Raw genomic sequence first — 20,342 nt, 5'->3', positions numbered from 1 at the left:
TGACTCTATAAAAATGAATGAATTTCCTCTTTTTCCCACAAACTATGCTTGAAGTTTTACTAGTATGGTCGTGGAAAAGAGGAATACAGCATGAAGAGTGATTCAAACTCTATCGATGGTTTCACTTGGTGGAGACGCTTGAAACAAATGAAAAATATCCTTCGATACCTTATCATCTGTGGATTTATCTGCTCTGTATGTCTACTCGTTCTCGTTCTTTATCTCAAATCTAAACCGTTACCACCGCCAGATATTGGTGCATCCAGCATGATCTATGACGATCAAAACAAACTTATGGATCGAATAGATAATGGAGAACTGCGAGAGCCTGTCCCCTTGAGTAAAATTCCAAAAGCTTTAGTCGAGGCCACTCTTGCTGTAGAAGACCAAAATTTCTATCACCATTTTGGTTTTTCTATAAAAGGCATCATAAGAGCTGCTTGGGCTAATATAAAAGCCGGCCGCGTAACCCAAGGCGCAAGTACAATTACTCAACAACTGGCAAGAAACTTGTACCTCACTCATGATCGCACATGGAGTCGAAAAATAAAAGAAGCATTGCTCACGATTCAACTCGAACTTCATTATAGTAAACAAGAAATTTTGGAGATGTATCTGAACAAAATCTATTATGGCAATGGAGCATACGGCGTAAATCGGGCTTCCCAAGTATATTTCCAACAACCAGTCGAAAAATTAAATCTATCTCAATGCGCCTTTTTGGTAGGGATACCTAGAGGGCCGGCATACTATTCTCCATATGATCATTACCAACGAGCGAAAGCAAGACAACACATTATTTTAAATCTTATGGCTCAAAACCATATGATTACCAAACAAGAAGCATATAAGGCGAGTATTGGTAAACTTGCAATTCATAGTCCAACCAAACTAGAAACCCAGAGGGCTAACTATTTTCGTGATTACATCATTCGCACAGCAGTAGATCAGTTTGGATTAGATGAGAGCTGGGTTCGCAGCGGCGGCTTAAAAATATATACCACCTTAAATCAAAAAATGCAAAAAGACGCTGAAAAAGCAGTGACCACTACACTTTTGAATCATCCAGACTTGCAAGGTGCACTATTATCTGTTGATCCTCGCACGGGTCAAATCAAAGCGATGGTGGGAGGTCGAGACTATCAATCCTCTCCCTATAATCGTGTATTTGCCCATCGACAACCAGGATCATCCTTTAAACCAATCCTGTATTTAAGCGCATTGGAACATGGGTTTACTCCTATTACAAAGATTATGAGTCAGCCTACTTCTTTTCCTTATGGAAATAGCGTTTATCATCCTAGCAATTATCAGCAAAACTATGCAAATAAACCAATTACGTTACGAGAAGCTATTGCCAAATCTGATAACATCTATGCAGTTACCACAGAGTTTCAAATAGGGATCGACAAAGAAATAGAGATGGCAAAACGACTTGGGATAAGGAGCAATCTGTCCGCAACACCATCGCTTGCTCTTGGAAGCTATCCAGTCACTCCATTTGAAATGACAGGAGCCTATACTGCCTTTGCAGCTAATGGAAACCGACAAGAATTGTTTGGCATTCGTAAAATTGTCGCTTCTGATGGGACAATTATTGTCTCAAACGAACCGAAGTCAACGACGGTTACTACCCCAGCCAATGCTTTTTTGATGACAAATTTACTTCGGAGTGTATTTCAGTCTGGCGGTACAGGTCACAGAGTGAAACAAATGTTTTCTGGAGCAATAGCAGGAAAAACAGGTACCACTGACCGTGATGGATGGTTGATCGGGTATAATCCAAATTTATTAACAACAGTATGGGTAGGCTATGACAAAAGAAAAGACCTTCCCCATGATAAAGCAAGGCTGTCCCAGTATATCTGGGGAAAATACATGAGACAAGTAGCATCGTACCAGCCACTTGGGATGTTTAGTATTCCAGCAGGCGTAAAATCTGTCTATATCGATGAAAAGTCTGGATACTTGGCTAATGAAAACTGCCCAAGTCAAAAAATGGAGTACTTCGCAGAGGGGACTGAACCAACTATACCCTGTCCTGTACAGGAGCAAGGGCAAAACCCTCCGGCTTCATCTGCCTCTCCATCATTAGTAGACCAAATAGCAAAATGGTTAGGCTTTTGAATAATCAACTTCAGATGAGCAAATTCACTAACATTAGTCAGGTAGAGTAATCAATCAGGTTAAAAACATCATCAAAAAAGGCGGCTCCTACCAAATGGTGGAAATCCGCCTTTTTTGTGTCCTAGTAAGGTTCCAAACATTGTAATCCTAACACAACTACAATATTTTACAATACTTTCTAATGTATGTTCATATTATTGTCACTTATTCAGCCAGTAATGTCTTTAATTCAACCGTACTGTTTTCCCACATGCTTGGGTCATGTTTGATGAGAAAGTCCTTCAATTGTTTCTTTTCTTGTTGATCCAATTCATCTAAACGAATTTTTCGCTTTAATGCATCGTCCATACGGTTCACATGATGGGCCAAATTTTTCCAGCCTTTTCGAGTTTCCTTATTAACAATCATTGGACATGCTGCAACTCCAGCATAATATGGACCATGCTCATTCCGATCAACTGCTACCCAGACAACCCAGTACAATTCTCCATCTACTTCATCTTTATTCGTCGTAAATTTTATTCCACGTTCCAATGCACTTTTTGCATGAATCAGTCCAAGATCAATCTTGGCTTGATCTTTGTTTACCCAGAGAGCAGATAAATTGCTAAGATTTAAAACACCTGTATGGTAAGCACCGTGTGTTGTCGATTTTCCAGTAACAATTTGAAACTGTGGCTTTTGTTTTTTTTCATCCATCAGAAATCCCCCTCATCATACCTTTAGCTACTAATCTCTAGATTAGCCTCTAAATCGGGTTCCATACAAGAGGAATCTTCCAAAACACGAGGGATATGAATATGGAAAGTAGTACCTCTGCCCGGGAGACTAGTCATATGGATCTGTCCCCCATGTTCTGTAATGATGCGGTGACAAATAGATAACCCCATACCAGTTCCTTCATCTTTTGTCGTAAAAAACGGATCAAAAATACGGTTCATATTTTCAGGTTTGATTCCTTCTCCACTATCGTGGATGTGAATGCAAACTCGATCTCGCATTTCTTTCCAACTCAGTTCAACTCTTCCTTTTACAACAAGTGCGTCAAGACCATTTTGAATCAAGTTGATCAATACTTGCTTTAATTGTTCCCCATCTGCCTCCATCTGGACAGGATTTTTCGGGGGATGGCAAGTGAGCTCATGTCCCATCAATATAGCCTTAGGTTCCATCAAACTAAATACATCATTCATTAACTGATCTAAACTAAATGTAGAGTATTTTGTAGGCCGAACCTCGCTCAGATTAAGGAATTGTCTCAATAAATCGTTAATTCGGTCAATTTCGGGAAGGATAATAGATTCCCATTTTTTCACTTCGCTCGATTCTTTGGCAGAAATTTGAACAAATCCTCGAATCGAAGTGAGAGGATTTCGAATTTCATGTGCTAGACCGGCAGCCAATTGGCCCACAGCAGATAGTTTTTCCAGATGCCGGCGTTTTTCTTCTTCATTATGACGTACTCTCCGCTGTTCAATAGCTAACCGTTCCTCTGCTCTGCGAATAAGCTCATCTGCATTTTTTGCATCATCTGGATAGGTTGCAGTTCCAATACAATAGCGAAGATATGGAAGTTGATTGCGCAGTTCTTCCATCACAATATCAATCGATTGGAGAACATTACGAAGATCTGCATTATCCGCTAGTAAACCGATTGCAAACTGGTCACCATCATATCTTGCAAGGTGTACATAAGGAGGCAAATATTTTTTCAAATAAGAGCCTAAGCGAATCAGCAATTGATCTCCAAACTCTATACCTTCTTTCATGTTAATTCGCTTAAAATCAGTCAAATCAATGCTAATAACATGATAAGCTTCATGATTGCAACATTTTTCCAAGCCTCGATGAACTTGTTCTTGAAATCCGCCCAAATTGTATAGTCCCGTCAAATAATCCCTTCGATAGGTCTCTTCAATCTCATCGTTATAATCCCAAAGACGGTGTTGTGCTTCTTTAAGCTTATTGACTAAATGGAGATTTTTCCCACGAATCAAGCGAAGTTCATGGAAGGCATGCCGTACCTTGCCACCAATCCAACTGACCAAAACAAAGGTAATAAACTTAGAAGCCATATCATAATTTTGGCTGGAATACCAAGAAGTAGAGACTTTAAGCCCTAAGTATACACCAGCAAACAACAATGTCATTATACTGATGCGTTCTCGGTCTGATCGAACAAGTACGATCCCAAAGACGATGAGGTACACCGGAAATATAGATAGTTTCATAGAAAGGGTATCGATCAAAGCTACCATTATCAGAACACAGAACATATATAAATATCTAGGCAAACGGGCAATAGCTCGATTACTCATTAAAAGTAGGCCGGTTAATAAAAGAATAGAAGCAGCTAAGACAATACTGTATAGAAAAGGATGGCTGACAAACCATGGATCAAACACGTGATATAAAAATCGAGTATAAAAACGCTGGCAATCTTCTTGCAAGTTGATCCTCCTGTTCTTTATTCATCTTTATTTTTGGCTGAGTTTCCTTTTTCAATCTGTAAGTGGTATTTCAACTTGTTTCCACTTTTTCCGTGAAGAATCCTCCTAATAATGGTTATTTCGACAAAACATATCAAAATTCGTCATTTTATATTTTTCCGATTATAGGAATTACAAACAAAAAAAATACTTTTCCTCATTAGATGGGAAAAGCACGTAAGGGATAAATTACCCTTAACCCATATAATTAACTAAATGTGTAAATCCTTTTTCGTCACGAACCTCTTTTTTTTCGGTTTCCGTTTGATTGGCAACTTTTTCCCACATAGGATAGGCTTCTTCTACAGCGACTTGTTCTCTTTTGAGCAGAGTAAGTTTTTGAGCATCGTCTCCATAAGCATACATCGCTTGTGGTTCATTTACATATTGAGCTTGTCCAACATGACGGGGAACAAACAACTGTTGATCTTGAAGTAATGTATGCACAACGGTTTCTTTCAAAATATTCTTGATTTCTTCGCTGCGGTAACCGCTTTCTAAGTTCTTTATCCATTGATAAACAGGGCCGTCATCTGGTGTGAAAGTAACATTGCGCTGAGTAGGAACATAGTCACTTTTGGTTTGGATTTGTTCTTTCAACATTCTAGGATCACAAATGGATTGTAATGGAAAATAATTGTTACGCAGATAAGATTGAATGCAATATTTTACCAACATTGGAAATTGACCTTTTGGCAAAATTTCATACCAGTAACGAACGAGACGATCTTTTTTTCCTAAATATACACCAACTGTGATAGATGACATTTGTAAACACACCTTTTTCCAAAATTTTTCTCATCCAATTTAACAAACTTAAATGCCGAACAATTAAATTTGTTAAATTACTTTGAATTAATAATAATGGTAGCAGTATCCAATAGTCTGCGTCAACAGAATACTTTGTCGAATAAGCTCGTATATTCTCGGAAATGAAAAAAACATGCTTTTTGCATGTTAATTTTCTGTTACAACAGCAAAGATAGCACGTCAAAAACACCAAAAATGGAAAAATTAAACCAATTATACAATCAGTTTACGAATTCTTCTTATATTGTTATACATTTGTAAGTTTTTGAGTTCACGGAACATTCCATACGTAGGTCTAGTGTTCACCTCAAACACCCATATGTTCCCATTAATGTCAAGGCCAGCATCAATTCCTAGTTCACGAAGTCCTTTGAATCGGTTCGATAGTACATGTGCAACCCGATATGCTAATTTCTTAAGTTCTTCCATTTTTTTAGACACATTATTCGGAAAGACTTTAGCAACAGCATCCTTTGCGGTATATGGTTTTCCACCCTTGCAAAAGTTGGTCACAATTTTTCCTGGTGCTGCTAACTTTGCAGCTAGCCCCGTCAGCTCCCATTTATGATCAATTCGCTGAAGCATCAAACGAATATCAAACGGACGCCCATTTATCGTTGCAAGTCGTATTCCTTGTTGAATAAGGTAACGTTTATTAGGCTTCAAATAAGTATCAATAAGTGCAATAACTTTATCCTTTGGCACAATTTTATGATGTTTTAAACTTTTACACTCCACTAGTTCATCTGCTACTTTCTTTACACGAATAATGCCAACACCGCCGCCGCCTTTATCAGGCTTAACAAATACGGTTCCAAATGTATCCAACATGGCGAGCAGGCGATCTTCTCGATACCAAACCGTTTTGGGCATATAGGGTTTCATCCATGAATCATGCTCTAAAATAATGGTCTTTAAACCTTTACTGGCGATTTCCTGAAACGCTCTCTTCTTTTTGACAGCCATTTCTCCCCCTCCTCTAACATCCATCCTATTCCCGAAATACTAGAGCAGCTCGCCCATTTTTACAGTTTTTTTAAGAAGTGCCCAAATACGAAATAAACACGAGCTCCATAAGTTGTTTTCTTACATCTAATTATGCGAAAATAGCTTTATCTGTGGAAACGGGAGTTGGGTAAGTTGAATGCGAAGATTTTAGTAGTGGAAGATGAAAAACCGATCGCGGATATCATAAAGTTCAATTTAGAAAAAGAAGGATATCATGTCGAATGTATCCATAATGGAGATGAAGCAATTCAAGCTGCAATATCCGCCCCACCTGATCTGATGTTACTCGATTTGATGTTACCTGGATCAGATGGCATCGAGGTTTGCCGAAGAGTGAGACAAGTATCGGAACTACCTATTATTATGCTTACTGCAAAAGATTCTGAAGTGGACAAAGTAATCGGGTTAGAAATGGGCGCAGATGATTATGTGACAAAGCCATTTAGCAATCGGGAATTACTCGCGCGCGTCAAAGCAAATTTACGCCGCAGCAAACAATCCGAAGAAAAAACAACGATTCAAACCCCAGATAAAAATATCCTGTCTATCGGAGACTTAGCAATTGATGGTACAAGCTTTGTAGTGAAAAAGAGAGAGAAGACAATTGATCTAACACACCGCGAGTTTGAGTTATTATCCTACTTATCAAAACACCTCAATCAAGTATTAACACGCGAGCACCTGTTGCAATCGGTTTGGGGCTATGATTATTTTGGGGATGTTCGTACAGTTGACGTTACTATTCGTCGTTTACGGGAAAAAATAGAAGATGACCCCGGAGCACCAGGATATATTATCACGAGGCGTGGAATCGGGTACACCATGCGAAATCCGCAGTCGGAGTAAACAAATGTTACAAGCATTTAAAAATTTACAATGGAAACTTGTTGTTATTTTCTCTTTGTTGATTCTCATATCTGTGCAGCTGATTGGGGTAACATTTCTCAATTCCCTGCAAAAGTTTTACTCGGATGACTTTATTAATAGCTTAAGGTCACAGGCCAACTTATTGAGTTCACCTATGACCCAAGTACTCGAAGAGAATAAATCCTTAACAGAAACAAAAAAAGAAACCGATAAATTTTTGAAACAACTGCTTTACCTAAATACAAAAAACGGTACGACAACTACTGTAGAAATTGAAATATTAGATGATCAAGGATACGTCCTCAGTTCAAGTACCGAGAACTCCAAAAATATAGGTAAAAAGAATTTACGTGCACAAAATGCTACTGGTAAATTGGATTCCACCTTTATTCGCAGAGATCGAGCTACTGGAAAAGATTATCAAATCTACATCAAACAGTTGGAAAATACGAACCAGCAAAGAATCGGAACCATATATATAGAAGCTTCATTGGACCCAATCTATGCAAAAATCAGGAGAATTGGCGAACTATTATTCCGGTCTTCTTCTGTTACTTTGGTTGCGACTGCCATTTTAATTATTTTATTATCACGGACAATTACTACGCCGCTAAAAGAAATAACACAACAAGCAACAGCTATGGCAGCAGGGGATTTTAATCAGCAGGTTGCAGTAAAAAGCGATGATGAAATAGGAAGATTAGCTAGAGCCTTTAATTATCTTGCTGCTCATTTAAGACGAGCACTATCTCAAAATGAAGAAGAACGTGAGAAACTGGAAACAGTACTTGCAAATATGAGCGATGGGGTTTTAGCTACTGACCACAAAGGAAATATCATTGTAAAAAACAGCTGGGTTGAAAAAATGATAGGTTCAGAGATTAAACTTGGAGACCGGCTAAAAGATGTACTTCCAATGGAGGACAATATTGTCTTTCCATTGGATCATGTACATGAAGAGTACATCGAACTCCATCCAAATGATCCAAACTCCTTTATGATGATTAAAGCTACCTTTACACCAATCAAGCGCGGGGAGAAAGAACTGGTTGGGCTTATTGCGGTACTCAGCGATGTAACAGAAGAAGAAAAACTTGATAGACAACGAAAGGATTTTGTCGCCAATGTCTCTCATGAACTTCGAACACCTCTGACCACAATAAAAAGTTATCTAGAAGCATTAAAAGATGGAGCTATTCATCAACCGGATATTGCTTCTCACTTTCTCAATGTTGCCGATACTGAGGCGGAGCGCATGGCCCGATTGATAAGCGATCTTTTACAGCTGTCTAGATTAGATGCACGCGAGTCTTACTTCGATAAACAGCCGATAACGATCGAACATTTACTTCAACCTGTTTACGAGCGTTTTTCTATGACTTGTAAACAAAAAGATATCGCTTTGCGGCTCCACATCGATGATGGACTTCCAATGGTGGTCGTAGATCGTGATAAGATGGATCAAGTTTTGGATAATATTGTTTCTAATGCAGTGAAATACACACCAGCTTCTGGTTCCATTACAATAAAAGCAATACAGAGTGATTCAAATATGGTTCAAATATCCATTGCTGATACTGGTCTTGGTATTCCTAAACAAGATATAAGCCGCTTGTTTGAACGTTTTTATCGGGTGGACAAAGCCCGATCAAGAACGCTTGGAGGAACTGGTTTAGGATTGTCTATTGCCCAGGAAATAGTTCATTCCCATAATGGGGAGATATGGATCGAAAGTGAGTATGAACAAGGGACAACTGTCTTCTTTACTTTACCTACAAGGAGCGAGGCTAATGGCACTGATCAATAAAATAAAAACCATTAGTCTAGTGATTTTGGTCATCTCTAGTGTGATTCTTACAGCTGTTTTATGGTATAGTACACCTTCCTATGATGAACAAAACATCGCCTATATTCCAGCACCTTATATCGCCAAAGATAATTATTATGTAAAGAAATATCTATTTCAGCTGACTGCACCACCTTTTCTTATCTCTCATACGCAAGGGAAAAACCAATTGATCACACAACAACAATCCACCCTATTTCCTAAGTTGATCCATAACATACATGGAATGAAATTGGATGGATTTGAGGTAATCACTCCAACTGCAGATGATTGGAATCTCCTGTTTCATCAGACAAATGGTTTGGAAATGTCTTTTCTTCAAGATTTACCAGTAGAACAGCTAGATGCGTTCTTTTTCCAGTTATTAAAAAATGAACCCCTCTTTCAAAGCATATCTACCATCAGCAGAGTGTGGTTATTTGAAAATCCTGCGACAAAAAAAAGCAGTATCTGGTTTATTTCCGATCAAGATGGAAAAGTGATCCAAGCAAATACTGACTTTGATGTTGATCAATGGCCCAAAATTTTAGAACAAGTCCAACAGACACCAAATCTAATGAGTCTTGAAGCAGTTCCAACAAATGGAGAAAATCCATGGGACAAAGCAAATCAAAATAAACCTTTTTCTCGTATTCTCTATATGCCGAATGGATCTATTTCTATTCCGCAGTTAACCTATTCCAATCAAACAATCGGCATCGACAGCATAAAAGAGTGGCTATTCCAAGGTGATAACATCGAGCCGATCGATCTGTCAAAAAATGAATCTGTTTTTATGAATAACAACCAAATCTTAACCTTTTACAAACAACAATCGTATATGGTGTATGTAGACAACTCAAAAACAGATGGCACCACATCCCTTGGTGTAGGCAATGAAATTGATGTAATAAACACGAAGTTTATGGCCAAACACCATGGCTGGACTGGGAATTATATTTTAGACAAAATGTCTCAGCAAGATAATGCACATCTGTATACTTTTCGTCTAATAAGCCAGGCATTGCCGGTGTATTGGGAAGGTGATACCACAAAAAATCCACATCTGGATACGATTCAACTTCAAGCAGGCAGCAGCATCAATGCTGTATCCAAATATGTACGTTCTTTACATTACTTATCAAAAAAACCGACGAAACAGATTAATTTCATTCTGCCCAATAAAGAGACAATCCTAGCTGAATTAACAAAAAAACAAATACCGATTACTTCCGTAAATCGAATCTATCCGATTTACAAAGCGAAAAACAATTCTCATGGACAAGTAGTAATGACACCTTGTTGGCAAATGGAACTATCTAATGGCGAAAAGATCCAGATAGGGGGCGTGTCGTAATGGATTGGCAACGAGCGCAAAATTATCTGATCACAGCTTTCGTCTTAGTAAATTTATTTTTGATTTTTCAAATCCAACAAACGATGGAACAAAAAAACGCTTCCCTTGCAGTGGATAAGATCAGTAATACACAAATTAGAAGTTTACTTACAGATAATCACTTTGAACTAGATGTCCCAAGACCAAAAGACGTTGCCGAATTAAAGATTTGGCAAGGAACACCTTCTAAGATCAGTGGTTGGCAGGAGTTAAATCAGGGTTACCAAAAACGGATTGCCCCTAATACCATGGTGGTACACAATGTACCAGAATTAAAGGCAGTATTATCCAAAGAAGTACCTTATTTCTCGGAATATCAGTTGCAATCAAAACCACACAAGCTAACTGGAGAATGGATATTTGTACAACACATCGACCGTCGACCGCTGTATGGAGGAAGAGTAGAAGTTGAAGTAGCAAACAATCAAATCCAATCGATTTATATGAACCACTTTGACCTACAGGAAACATCAAAAGTATTTGCAGTCACCGACTTTAACACTGCTCTGTACAACTTAATCAATGCAACAGCAAGAAGCAGAACACAACATATCAAAAAAATCCAATTAGGTTATCAAACACAAGCATATAACAATGGGACATACTTCTTCATTCCGGTATGGAGATTTTGGCTAGATGAGAAACAGTATGATGTCTACGCCATCAGCTTTGGTTCAGTTAAAAGCGTAGAAGTGGTAAAGTAATACTACTCTAGTTAAACCTTGGAGAAAATTAGATCTTTGCGCAAAAATGGATGTATAGATAGGAGTATTTACTGTGAAGTTTAGTGTACTAGCAAGTGGCAGCTCTGGAAATGCCCTCTACATAGAAACTGACAATACCCGTCTGTTAGTCGATGCAGGCCTAAGCGGTAAGCAATTAGGAGGGCGACTAGCACAAATTGGTGTGAATCCAGAAAGCCTCACTGCTATCCTTGTAACTCATGAACATATTGATCACGTAAAGGGACTAGGTGTCATGGCAAGAAGATATCAATTGCCAATTTATCTAAACGAAGCAACCTATCAGCATCTTCCATCTAGTGTTGGAGATATACCCACTTCTATGCTTCATTTTATGGATACAGGTTCCTCTATTTCCATTGCGGATATAGGCGTTCAGTCTATTCCAATCTCTCATGATGCAGCTGAACCGATGGGATTTCGTTTTTTTGAAAAGGATGAATCAATGGCAATCGTTACAGACCTTGGCTATGTCAATGAGAGGATCATACAATCTCTCGATGGAGTCCACAGCCTGATATGGGAAAGTAACCATGATGTCAATATGTTACGTATGGGAAGCTATCCATGGAATGTAAAACGTAGAATATTAGGAGATACCGGCCACTTATCGAATGAGGACTCAGCAATTGGCCTTTTAGAAATTATAAAAGGATTAGGTGAACAAGTTTATCTTGCTCACTTGAGCCAAGATAACAACTTGCTAGAGTTAGCACATCTTACAGTAAAAAATATGCTAGAAGAAGCTGGTCTTCAAGTTGGAAAAGACATTGTCCTCAAAGAAACATATCCAGATAGACCTACTCCTTTACAAAACGTAAAAATGCAATCGGCAATAGTTAGTGCTTAACCTGCATATTATGTGGAATAGAGTCAAATACTTTGTAAGTAGTATTTTTTCTACATAATCGCAATTAAGCCTAAAAGATATGCCTAGTAGGCTAAATACGCATAATTCGTAGATAATCTCGAGGGGGAAATCCTATGGGGTACTATAATGACCAATATTACGGTAATAGTCATGGTCCGCGTCGTCGATCCCTTGTATTTTTATGTATCGTCTCGGCGATTATCGGTGGACTGATCACACTCTTATTCGTGCCTTTACTTGCACGAATAGGATACTTTGATAACTCACTTGTGCAGAATCAAAATACAATTCCACAATATACCCCTACGAAAACAACGAGTGTCAAAGTCAACTCACAGATCACAGAAGCAGTAAACAAAGTACGTTCTGCAGTTGTCGGAGTCGAAAATCTTGGCAGTTCCGATGATCCCTTTAGTACGGAAAATGTGAAACAGGGAACAGGCTCAGGAATAATCTTTCAAAAATCCGACGGTAAGGCCTTAGTCGTAACGAATTTCCATGTCATCGAGGGGAATAAAAAAGTCCAAGTTGTCCTTCCGCTGAGCAACGATAAATCCAAAACAGTACCAGCAAAAGTTTTAGGATATGACCAAATTACAGATTTAGCTGTCCTAGAAATTGATGCAGCAGGTGTAACCGAAGTTGCTGAATTTGGAAACTCTGACACCCTGCAAGCTGGAGAACCTGCGATAGCAATTGGAAATCCACTTGGGCCCCAATTCTCCCAATCGGTAACCGTAGGTGTTATCAGTTCCCCAAAACGTACAATTGATGTTACGGAAACAACATCTACGGATGTTATTCAGACAGATGCCGCGATCAACCCCGGAAATAGTGGGGGAGCTTTGGTAAACGCAGCTGGTCAAGTGATCGGCATCAACAGCTTAAAGATTGCCGAGAGCGGAGTAGAAGGACTTGGATTTGCTATTCCTGTTAATGACGCACAGCCTGTCATTCAACAACTGATCAAACTAGGGCATGTGCCTAGACCATACTTAGGTGTTCAACTTTATGATTTACAAGAAATGCTACCTTCTGCATGGGATGAATTAAAACTTCCTGAATCTGTACAAACTGGGGTTTTAATTAAAACAGTTGATGCAAACACTCCTGCGGCCCGTGCTGGATTGAAATCTCGTGATGTAATTGTAGCAATCGATAAACAATCTATCGATAATAGCTCTGAACTGCGAAAATATCTCTATACGAAGAAAATTGGGGATAAAGTCACCCTGACCATTTATCGTAATGGAAGCAAATCAACCGTTTCCGTAACTCTTGCTGAAAGTCCACATTAAAATAGACACAACCCCCGAAAAGCTTTATCATAAAAATGCTTCGCTAAATAGCGGAGCATTATTTTTATAGTAGATAAGAAAGTATAAAGTAGTGTGACTTGTGCCCTTGCCTGAGGTGTATAACCTTGAAAGGCTGGCCAGTCGGCAAATTTTCTTTAGAGGATGTGAACAACAATGTATGCTTGCAAGGAACATATTGACTATGTAATGGAAGATTTTATCGACAAATTCGCGGTAGCTCCAACGATGGAAGTAATGGATTCGACCGACCATAAAAGTTGTGATTGGTGCAGTCAACCTGCTGCCTATTTTCTAACCATAGAAGAAGAGACGGAGGAATCGAGCTTTGCAGATTAATCTTATCGCTGTAGGTAATTTAAAGGAAAAATACTTGAAAGACGCTTGTGCAGAGTACCAAAAAAGATTACAAGCTTATGCAAAGCTTAATCTTTTTGAAGTCGAAGAAGAGAACAAGGGGAGTGTTACCACTCGAAAACAAAAAGAAGGAGAAAAAATCATCAAGAAGATTTCAAATGATACCTTTGTCATTGTCTTAAGTATCGACGGGAAAAGCTTATCTTCCGAGCAATTTGCTGAGAAAATAAACCACTTGGGAACATACGGAAATAGCCATCTTACCTTTATCATTGGCGGTTCCGATGGCTTATCTTCTGAAGTTATACAAAAAGCAAACCTACAGCTCTCTTTTTCCAAAATGACATTTCCCCATCAATTGATGCGTGTATTTTTGCTAGAACAAATTTATCGGGGATTTAAGATTATTCGAGGAGAAAGTTACCACAAGTAAATTTATTGATTTAAGCCGGTTTTTAGCTTTGCGTAATTTATGATTTTTTCTTGGTTTGTGCCTTTAGCAAATTCCATGGCTTCTTGAAGGCTTCCTTCACTTACATAAGCTCGAATGATCACTTTTCCTCTTCTCACATTAATTGGTACTTGCCTATAGAGTTCGAGAACCTTCTTATATTCTCTATTATAAGCCGCTTGCTCAAATTGAATGATGATGGAGCTACTTTTGACTGACAGAAGTTCGTTTAATTGATCTCTCTCTTCCAAATACTGAACGATGCTCTCTGCATATGTTGGATCTAAGTCTAACGCTTTTTGAATCTGCTCTGTTCTCACATATGTATACAAAACTACTTTTTTATCCTCTGAAGGCAAAGAAGAAAAGTTTAGTTGTTTAAAAATCTTTTCCGCTGCTTGATATTTGCCTGTAGCAGCAAATCGAATGCCATTTTGCAAAAGAGCGGTTTGTTGTTGCTGATTTGGAACAGGATCTGCATGGTTAACCTTTTGCTCAGGCAATAAAAAGGGGGTAAGAAGGGCGAGTACACCAAGCGTTATGGCGATCCATTTCGGTTGAATCACTATTTTCTTTTTTCTAGCACTGTTTCCATTTTGATTGGAGACAGGAGGTAAGGCTTGCCTTGGTTTAGTAAGAGTCAAACTCCATTTCTTTTTGGGCTTTACTTGATCATCGATTACAAGACGATTGGTATAGTCAATATTCTCTAGTTCCAACCAAGTGGATGCCTTCAATATTTTTTTGCCAATATGAGAATACGCTGGATGGATCTTTGTGCCTATTTCTTTTCCCAATCTCTTTATTTCTCCATAAGACGTGTCCTCTGTAAGCAAATAAAAAATAAGCTGTTTTATCGATTCTACTATCGAGTCAGGCTTACGTTCTGGAAACAAACCATGAACTCCACGAAATAAAACTTTTACTTCATTTAAAGGACCAATTACAATATTGATCGGCTGATAGAACGTATATACTTCTTGCTGCCTCTCAAAATATTGCCCGAGAAATATTAATTGTGTCACAACCTCTGCAACATTATGGGATAAACGAAATTTCTCTAATGGCATATAACCTGGGTCTATTTCAAAAAAAATCCGAAATACCTCTTCTTGCATATCACTTTCAAATGTAAATGGTACTGCACAGTCTACATCAGGAACAGCCTCGCTATACTCTTCATAACTATGTATCCGCACTTTCGATAGTGGCAACTCGTAGCGGACTTGATTGCCATCTAATACAAATGTTCCATCTTCACACTGTATCCGTTTCATGGTCAACCCCTCTGTCAAGACATTGGTGAATTTCTTTATTTGTATGGAATATATACCTATGTTAATAGTTTCCTTTTTTATCTTCCCCTGCATAAAATTAATGCTTTTGAACGATCTAACAATGTCTTATGCTTCCTTTATTATCTTTCCAATCCATCCCAAGGGATATCTTTTGCATCTATTTCCAAGTGATCTCTTGGCTGCTGTTTTTCCGAACTTCGATCCGTCGCCTGTAATTCCTCATTTGCTTTGAAGATATCGTCTATGTTTTTCCATTTTCCGTCGACATAGGCCAATTGTGGCTGAAACTCGCCTTTTTCATTAAAATGACCAAATAACATTTCACTGCTTTTAAAACGTACTGTATCACGATAATCAATTTGATATTCTGGAATAATCATGTTAATTCTTGCAGATGTATATCCATTTCCCGTTAATGGATTATAAGGAGCATTATCTGATATATCACCATTGTCTTTCAAAGTGAGCTCTCGCTGGAAAGGTATTTTGCTCTTTTCACTTACTTCTGGACTAGTAAAATATATAGCATAGATCTTTTTTGTATAATCTCCATCCAAATGATTGGATTTATCAAAATCCAATCTCAAGACACCATAAATCAGTTCATCCTTGGTAAACATATCTTGATACAGATTTGCATCCGCAACAAATCCTCCAATGCCATCGAAATTCCTCACATTCGAGGTACCTAAGTAACGGTCTTTTTCACTCTCATGAAAAACTCTTACTGCTTCTTGTAAAGCTGGTATCTTGTTCCTTGTTTCTTGCACAAATTCCCACTCTTTATCTGTCATGCAACTGGCAGATAAATGAATCAAACTCATCAATTTCGTTAATTGTTCCTTACTGTAACCAGCCTTTTCTAAAGCTTCTGAGAAATGGTTTGGGGTAAATCCTACTCTTTTTACTTCAGCAGAGCGGGCAAATTTGAAATAAGTTTCGGGAGTGTTTTGTATATCTTTTTTTATGTCTCTTATCTGATCTGCTGTTATTCTAGGTATGTCCTTTACTTTATCTAGTAATTTATTTATTCTTTCGTTCATTTCTTTTATTTCTGTAGAATTCATAATTCCTACTTTTCCTATATCTGAAAATATAAAAGGAGATACTTTAGAATCTTTTTTCATCAATTCCTCAATTTTTTCAGCAAAAATATTACTTTTTGTTATTTTCCTCAAATTTGATAAACCTTTTAGAATGGGTACAGTTATTGATTCTTTTCTAATCCTACCGAATTTACTAATTACATTCTTAGCAATTGATAAATCTCCATTATTTATTTGTTCTAAATAATCCTTTGGAGATCGTTTAACTTTAATATTCACATTGTGATAGCTCTGATTATTTCTTTCTATTTTAAAATTTTCCCTCTTTGAATATAGAGATTCAACAAACTTATTAGAAATATATAAATTAATTTGCATTACCTCCTCAATGTTTGGTGTGGTAGAGAGAATCTTTCGAATATCTCCCTCTACCAATCATATTTCAATTCATTTTTGTATATAAACTTAAACCCATTTGCTTCCTAATACTTTGTCGTTATTATCATAGAAAATAATAATCTCAAATCTATCCTTTTCATTTATGTCTTTTTCTGCATACCTCTGTGAATACCCATTTTCATTAATTTCTTCTTTTCCAATTGGATATAAAAACATTGCAATTCTAATATTTTCTTCGGTGATTTCTCTACTAGCACCAATAACAATTTGTTCCTTCATACTCTCTTCGAAACTGTTTTCAACTATTCTTTTTAATACATCTTCTAATAAACGTGAGCTTACTAACTTACCATTTTTATCATAGATATACTCCCAATGACCCTCCTCCTCAAGCAACTTTCCATAGTAGCAAATCCTCTTATCCCCATCCTTAATCTCTTTCTTTAACTCCAACGACTTCCTCCCTAACATTTCCTCCACATAATGCCTTGGTGCCCCGATCATATCGGACAAAGCTCTCATCCTCTCTTTTTTCAATTCATTTTCGTACTAAATCTCATCATTCCGAACAAAACTCTTTTGCTTTATTTCATCTTTAGAGTTATACATGATGCGGTAGATAAATATATCTCTATCTCCTCTTTGTAAACCATATCTTTGAACAGTGGTTCTTTCATCTAGCCGCTCTAATTCTCCTAATGGGACATACCCTGCTGAGGCGAGAATTCTCTCGACTTCTGCTCTTTCGGTTCCCATTAAGAGTTCTTCTTTTAAAAGATCCATTCTCTTTTGATAAAGGTATTGCAATTGTGCTTCGACCTCATAATAGGAAATCAGTTTTTGTTTACGATTGTAGACAAAATGCCAATATCCGTGCTCATCTTCTACTTTGCCATAGGAACAATTGATAAGTCCTTCTTCTATTTCCGTCTCTCTCTTAGGCTCAAATTTGTGTTCACTGGCTAAATATTCCTCTACTTTTAAACGTTCTTTCCCTCTTAAATCCTTCATTCTAGCCCTGATATATTCTCTATCTCGCTGCTCCTGTTCATATCGAGCCGTAAGCCCAACATCATTTAGTGCAACTTTAAAAAAGAAGTTTTCCAAGTCTTCTTGGGTAGCATCTGGGACATTTTCTTCCACATAAACCATAAACTGTTTCAATATTTCCCTTACTTGATCTGTATGATCTTCGATATCTTCTGGGGATGCTGGACTTGCAACCGAACCGATCTCTTTTAATTTTTGATCGAGCAGGGCCTCTTGTTCAGGTTTGAGGTTTCGCCGTATCCGCTGTTCTAATTTCGTAACCCGCTGCTGCCTGTCAATAGCTTTGAGCAGATCATCTATTTCTTGGTATTCATCCAAACCTAAGTCCCCCTTTGGATAAGGCCTTTATTTCACCCTTTTTTGTTGCATATCTGTAAAAAACGCACGTAACAAATCAAACTTTTGTTCTGAGTAATTGGGAGCAGTTGGTGATAACTTTGCCAATTGCTCATCTAGCTCTTGGGCCAGTTCTATAGATAAGTTCGCACGAAGGCGACTTTCCAGCTGCTCTACTCCTTGAAGAAGGTAGGTGTCCATGTTTTGCTCTTGTTGTTTGTTAACAGTTTCTTCTCTTGGTTCTTCCTTTTGTACTGCTTCTGGTGTAGCTCCCACTTCGAAAGCCATTGGTGTTTGATAGTCAAAACGACTTGATCTATTTTGATCATGCAAGATACCTTTAAAGAACTCCCATTGATACATCTTCCGTAACTTTGCGGGGTACATACCAGAGATTAATAACATCCCCTCGTCTCGATGCATTCGCGAGAGTTCATCAGCGTTGATCAACATTCGCTCCCCATACTGCTTGGATAAGGAAGAGTTCTGTTCTTTCCCTTTTGTTTTGGAGGTAGATCTGGTCTGAATCGTTGTTTTACCGATCAATTCGGAGAAATACTCCGCAGTCATCTTATCATCTACTCCTAATAGATAACGCAAACTACAGTTTCCGATGATGCCCTCTGCTTTTTCTTTGGTGTATTGATCTACTAGCTGTCCCATTGATTGCACTATAGTACTTATACTGATACCATAACTGCGGCAAGTTGCTAAAATTTGCTCAAATCGCGGGATCCTCCCGATATTTACAAATTCATCGAGCAATAAACTGACTTTTACTGGCAGCTTGTTATAATTGTGATCTGCGACATAGTAGAGACGTTGAAACAACTGTGTGAAAAAAGTAGAAGTTAAAGGCTCCCATGTCGCATCTGCAATTGGCAGGATACAATAGATGACCATCTTTTTCTTTCCAATATCATCGAGGGAAAAGTCGCTCTTCTCCGTAAATTTACGGACATCTGATGCGTCAAACTTTGATAAGGTAATCCCCAAGGAGATGAAAATACTAGCCCTTGTCTTGTCTTCCGCCATCCGAACAATGAGATAAGATTGATATGCAGGATGATCGGGAGGCAAGTTTGAAAAAAATTGATCCATCTTTTTGGGAGTACGTCCCTGCACTGTGAGAATCTCTTTCACTTTTGCGAGGTTGGCCTCATCAGGACACTCATAGCGGACGTAAAGGAGTAATGTTTTTAGTAATGCGATCTCCGATCTCGTCCAAAAATCATTTTCTGCATTCTTGTCGCCTGAATTTGCTACGATAGTAGTGGCTACTTGTTCCGCCTCGATCTCTTTTGTGATGTAATCCAGTGGGTTATAGCGGTCACTGATGTTCATTTCTAAAAAGTTAACCAAGTGAACTTCATAGCCTTGTTCTTCCTTTAACTTCGCGGTCGCCTCAAAAATTTCCCCTTTTGGGTCGGTAACTACAACGGAACGTTCCTGCTCATGAATGAGGTTGGTTAAGAGATAGGATTGAGTTTTCCCTGACCCCGGTGAACCAACAAGAAAAACATTGCGGTTTGGTATTATTGTCTCTTCAGGTAAAATAAGCGGTTTATTTCCTAACAGCCCCAGCATAATTCCAGACGGATTCTGCAAATTCTCTTGTGCACTTTTCTTCCATGTATGTTTTGCAAAGTAGCGGTCATTCATCAGTTCTGATTTCTTGGCAAAACGGGAAGTACCATGAGCCCCATAATATGCTGCATGTTTAAATGTTCGTCCAGCCAAAAACAAAAACACCCGCCGGGCAACCATGCCAGCAAGGACAATGATCACCAGCTGCATTTGCATAAACAGACCAATCCCCGTCGCTTGCCGAATCACATCAGGCAGCTGGCCCCATTTAAACTGCGACAGCCCTGCCGGCACTGCGACAAGCAGTATCGCCAGTACAACTTCCAATACCAGCGCAGCCCCTACTGCGATGATAAACGCCCCAAT

18 protein-coding genes are annotated in these 20,342 nt (G+C 38.4%); 9 read left to right on the top strand and 9 right to left on the bottom strand.

From position 1 onward, the window contains the following. Window positions 1-90 precede the first annotated feature (90 nt). The gene (locus tag MK805_RS08930; RefSeq protein ID WP_240875313.1) at window positions 91-2,127 is read left to right on the top strand and encodes a transglycosylase domain-containing protein; all 2,037 of its coding nucleotides are present in this window, start codon (window positions 91-93) and stop codon (window positions 2,125-2,127) included. Between the two features lie 204 nt (window positions 2,128-2,331). Here the strand turns inward: MK805_RS08930 and MK805_RS08925 are convergent, their stop codons facing one another. The 4 genes from MK805_RS08925 to MK805_RS08910 all read right to left on the bottom strand — a co-directional run bounded on the left by MK805_RS08925 (window position 2,332) and on the right by MK805_RS08910 (window position 6,392). Then, window positions 2,332-2,826: a YwhD family protein gene (locus MK805_RS08925; protein WP_240875312.1), complete on the bottom strand. Its 495-nt coding sequence runs from the start codon at window positions 2,824-2,826 to the stop codon at window positions 2,332-2,334. A gap of 23 nt (window positions 2,827-2,849) precedes the next feature. Then, window positions 2,850-4,577, bottom strand: coding sequence for a sensor histidine kinase (locus MK805_RS08920; protein WP_240875310.1), 1,728 nt, complete (start codon window positions 4,575-4,577; stop codon window positions 2,850-2,852). 234 nt (window positions 4,578-4,811) lie between these two features. After that, window positions 4,812-5,384: a hypothetical protein gene (locus MK805_RS08915; protein ID WP_240875309.1), complete on the bottom strand. Its 573-nt coding sequence runs from the start codon at window positions 5,382-5,384 to the stop codon at window positions 4,812-4,814. Between the two features lie 255 nt (window positions 5,385-5,639). After that, window positions 5,640-6,392 carry a YheC/YheD family protein gene (locus MK805_RS08910; RefSeq protein WP_240875308.1) on the bottom strand — a complete coding sequence of 251 codons (753 nt, stop codon included), beginning with the start codon at window positions 6,390-6,392 and terminating at the stop codon, window positions 5,640-5,642. A gap of 174 nt (window positions 6,393-6,566) precedes the next feature. Between MK805_RS08910 and yycF the strand changes: the two genes are divergently transcribed. The 8 genes from yycF (at window position 6,567) to rlmH (ending at window position 14,242) form a co-directional block, all read left to right on the top strand. Then, the gene (yycF, locus tag MK805_RS08905) at window positions 6,567-7,280 is read left to right on the top strand and encodes a response regulator YycF (RefSeq protein ID WP_240875307.1); all 714 of its coding nucleotides are present in this window, start codon (window positions 6,567-6,569) and stop codon (window positions 7,278-7,280) included. Between the two features lie 4 nt (window positions 7,281-7,284). After that, window positions 7,285-9,108 carry an ATP-binding protein gene (locus MK805_RS08900; RefSeq protein ID WP_240875306.1) on the top strand — a complete coding sequence of 608 codons (1,824 nt, stop codon included), beginning with the start codon at window positions 7,285-7,287 and terminating at the stop codon, window positions 9,106-9,108. Then, entirely contained in the window at window positions 9,092-10,483 is a 1,392-nt protein-coding gene (gene yycH, locus MK805_RS08895; protein WP_240875305.1) for a two-component system activity regulator YycH, read from the top strand. The genes MK805_RS08900 and yycH overlap by 17 nt, the downstream gene beginning before the upstream one ends. Then, window positions 10,483-11,226, top strand: a complete 744-nt coding sequence (gene yycI / locus MK805_RS08890) for a two-component system regulatory protein YycI (RefSeq protein WP_240875302.1) — start codon at window positions 10,483-10,485, stop codon at window positions 11,224-11,226. The genes yycH and yycI overlap by 1 nt, the downstream gene beginning before the upstream one ends. Window positions 11,227-11,299: 73 nt before the next feature. Next, window positions 11,300-12,115, top strand: a complete 816-nt coding sequence (locus MK805_RS08885; protein WP_240875300.1) for an MBL fold metallo-hydrolase — start codon at window positions 11,300-11,302, stop codon at window positions 12,113-12,115. Window positions 12,116-12,249: 134 nt separating this feature from the next. After that, the gene (locus MK805_RS08880; RefSeq protein WP_240875298.1) at window positions 12,250-13,434 is read left to right on the top strand and encodes a S1C family serine protease; all 1,185 of its coding nucleotides are present in this window, start codon (window positions 12,250-12,252) and stop codon (window positions 13,432-13,434) included. 174 nt (window positions 13,435-13,608) lie between these two features. Beyond that, window positions 13,609-13,791 (top strand): CxxH/CxxC protein, encoded by a 183-nt coding sequence (locus MK805_RS08875; RefSeq protein ID WP_240875297.1) that lies wholly within the window; start codon window positions 13,609-13,611, stop codon window positions 13,789-13,791. Next, window positions 13,781-14,242: a 23S rRNA (pseudouridine(1915)-N(3))-methyltransferase RlmH gene (gene rlmH, locus MK805_RS08870; protein WP_240875295.1), complete on the top strand. Its 462-nt coding sequence runs from the start codon at window positions 13,781-13,783 to the stop codon at window positions 14,240-14,242. The genes MK805_RS08875 and rlmH overlap by 11 nt, the downstream gene beginning before the upstream one ends. 2 nt (window positions 14,243-14,244) lie before the next feature. Here the strand turns inward: rlmH and MK805_RS08865 are convergent, their stop codons facing one another. The 5 genes from MK805_RS08865 to MK805_RS08845 form a co-directional block, all read right to left on the bottom strand. After that, window positions 14,245-15,537, bottom strand: a complete 1,293-nt coding sequence (locus MK805_RS08865) for a hypothetical protein (protein WP_240875293.1) — start codon at window positions 15,535-15,537, stop codon at window positions 14,245-14,247. A gap of 140 nt (window positions 15,538-15,677) precedes the next feature. Further along, entirely contained in the window at window positions 15,678-16,982 is a 1,305-nt protein-coding gene (locus MK805_RS08860; protein WP_240875291.1) for a hypothetical protein, read from the bottom strand. Between the two features lie 87 nt (window positions 16,983-17,069). Continuing rightward, window positions 17,070-17,456, bottom strand: a complete 387-nt coding sequence (locus MK805_RS08855) for a hypothetical protein (protein ID WP_240875289.1) — start codon at window positions 17,454-17,456, stop codon at window positions 17,070-17,072. Window positions 17,457-17,552: 96 nt separating this feature from the next. Next, window positions 17,553-18,371 carry a hypothetical protein gene (locus MK805_RS08850; RefSeq protein ID WP_240875281.1) on the bottom strand — a complete coding sequence of 273 codons (819 nt, stop codon included), beginning with the start codon at window positions 18,369-18,371 and terminating at the stop codon, window positions 17,553-17,555. Between the two features lie 27 nt (window positions 18,372-18,398). Further along, window positions 18,399-20,303: a VirD4-like conjugal transfer protein, CD1115 family gene (locus tag MK805_RS08845; protein ID WP_240875279.1), complete on the bottom strand. Its 1,905-nt coding sequence runs from the start codon at window positions 20,301-20,303 to the stop codon at window positions 18,399-18,401. Between the last annotated feature and the right edge of the window lie 39 nt (window positions 20,304-20,342).

The organism is Shimazuella soli (assembly GCF_022511585.1).
Lineage (GTDB): Bacteria > Bacillota > Bacilli > Thermoactinomycetales > Thermoactinomycetaceae > Shimazuella > Shimazuella soli.
The sequence above is the reverse complement of the archived record's forward strand: the minus strand, read 5'-3'. Positions and strand labels throughout refer to the sequence as shown.

Excerpts from the sequence above, each read along its gene's own strand:
- MK805_RS08930 (WP_240875313.1), top strand. The coding sequence starts at position 91 with ATGAAGAGTGATTCAAACTCTATCGATGGTTTCACTTGGTGGAGACGC.
- MK805_RS08925 (WP_240875312.1), bottom strand. The coding sequence starts at position 2,826 with ATGGATGAAAAAAAACAAAAGCCACAGTTTCAAATTGTTACTGGAAAA.
- MK805_RS08915 (WP_240875309.1), bottom strand. The coding sequence starts at position 5,384 with ATGTCATCTATCACAGTTGGTGTATATTTAGGAAAAAAAGATCGTCTC.
- MK805_RS08910 (WP_240875308.1), bottom strand. The coding sequence starts at position 6,392 with ATGGCTGTCAAAAAGAAGAGAGCGTTTCAGGAAATCGCCAGTAAAGGT.
- MK805_RS08900 (WP_240875306.1), top strand. The coding sequence starts at position 7,285 with ATGTTACAAGCATTTAAAAATTTACAATGGAAACTTGTTGTTATTTTC.
- yycH (WP_240875305.1), top strand. The coding sequence starts at position 9,092 with ATGGCACTGATCAATAAAATAAAAACCATTAGTCTAGTGATTTTGGTC.
- yycI (WP_240875302.1), top strand. The coding sequence starts at position 10,483 with ATGGATTGGCAACGAGCGCAAAATTATCTGATCACAGCTTTCGTCTTA.
- MK805_RS08880 (WP_240875298.1), top strand. The coding sequence starts at position 12,250 with ATGGGGTACTATAATGACCAATATTACGGTAATAGTCATGGTCCGCGT.
- MK805_RS08875 (WP_240875297.1), top strand. The coding sequence starts at position 13,609 with ATGTATGCTTGCAAGGAACATATTGACTATGTAATGGAAGATTTTATC.
- MK805_RS08865 (WP_240875293.1), bottom strand. The coding sequence starts at position 15,537 with ATGAAACGGATACAGTGTGAAGATGGAACATTTGTATTAGATGGCAAT.
- MK805_RS08860 (WP_240875291.1), bottom strand. The coding sequence starts at position 16,982 with ATGCAAATTAATTTATATATTTCTAATAAGTTTGTTGAATCTCTATAT.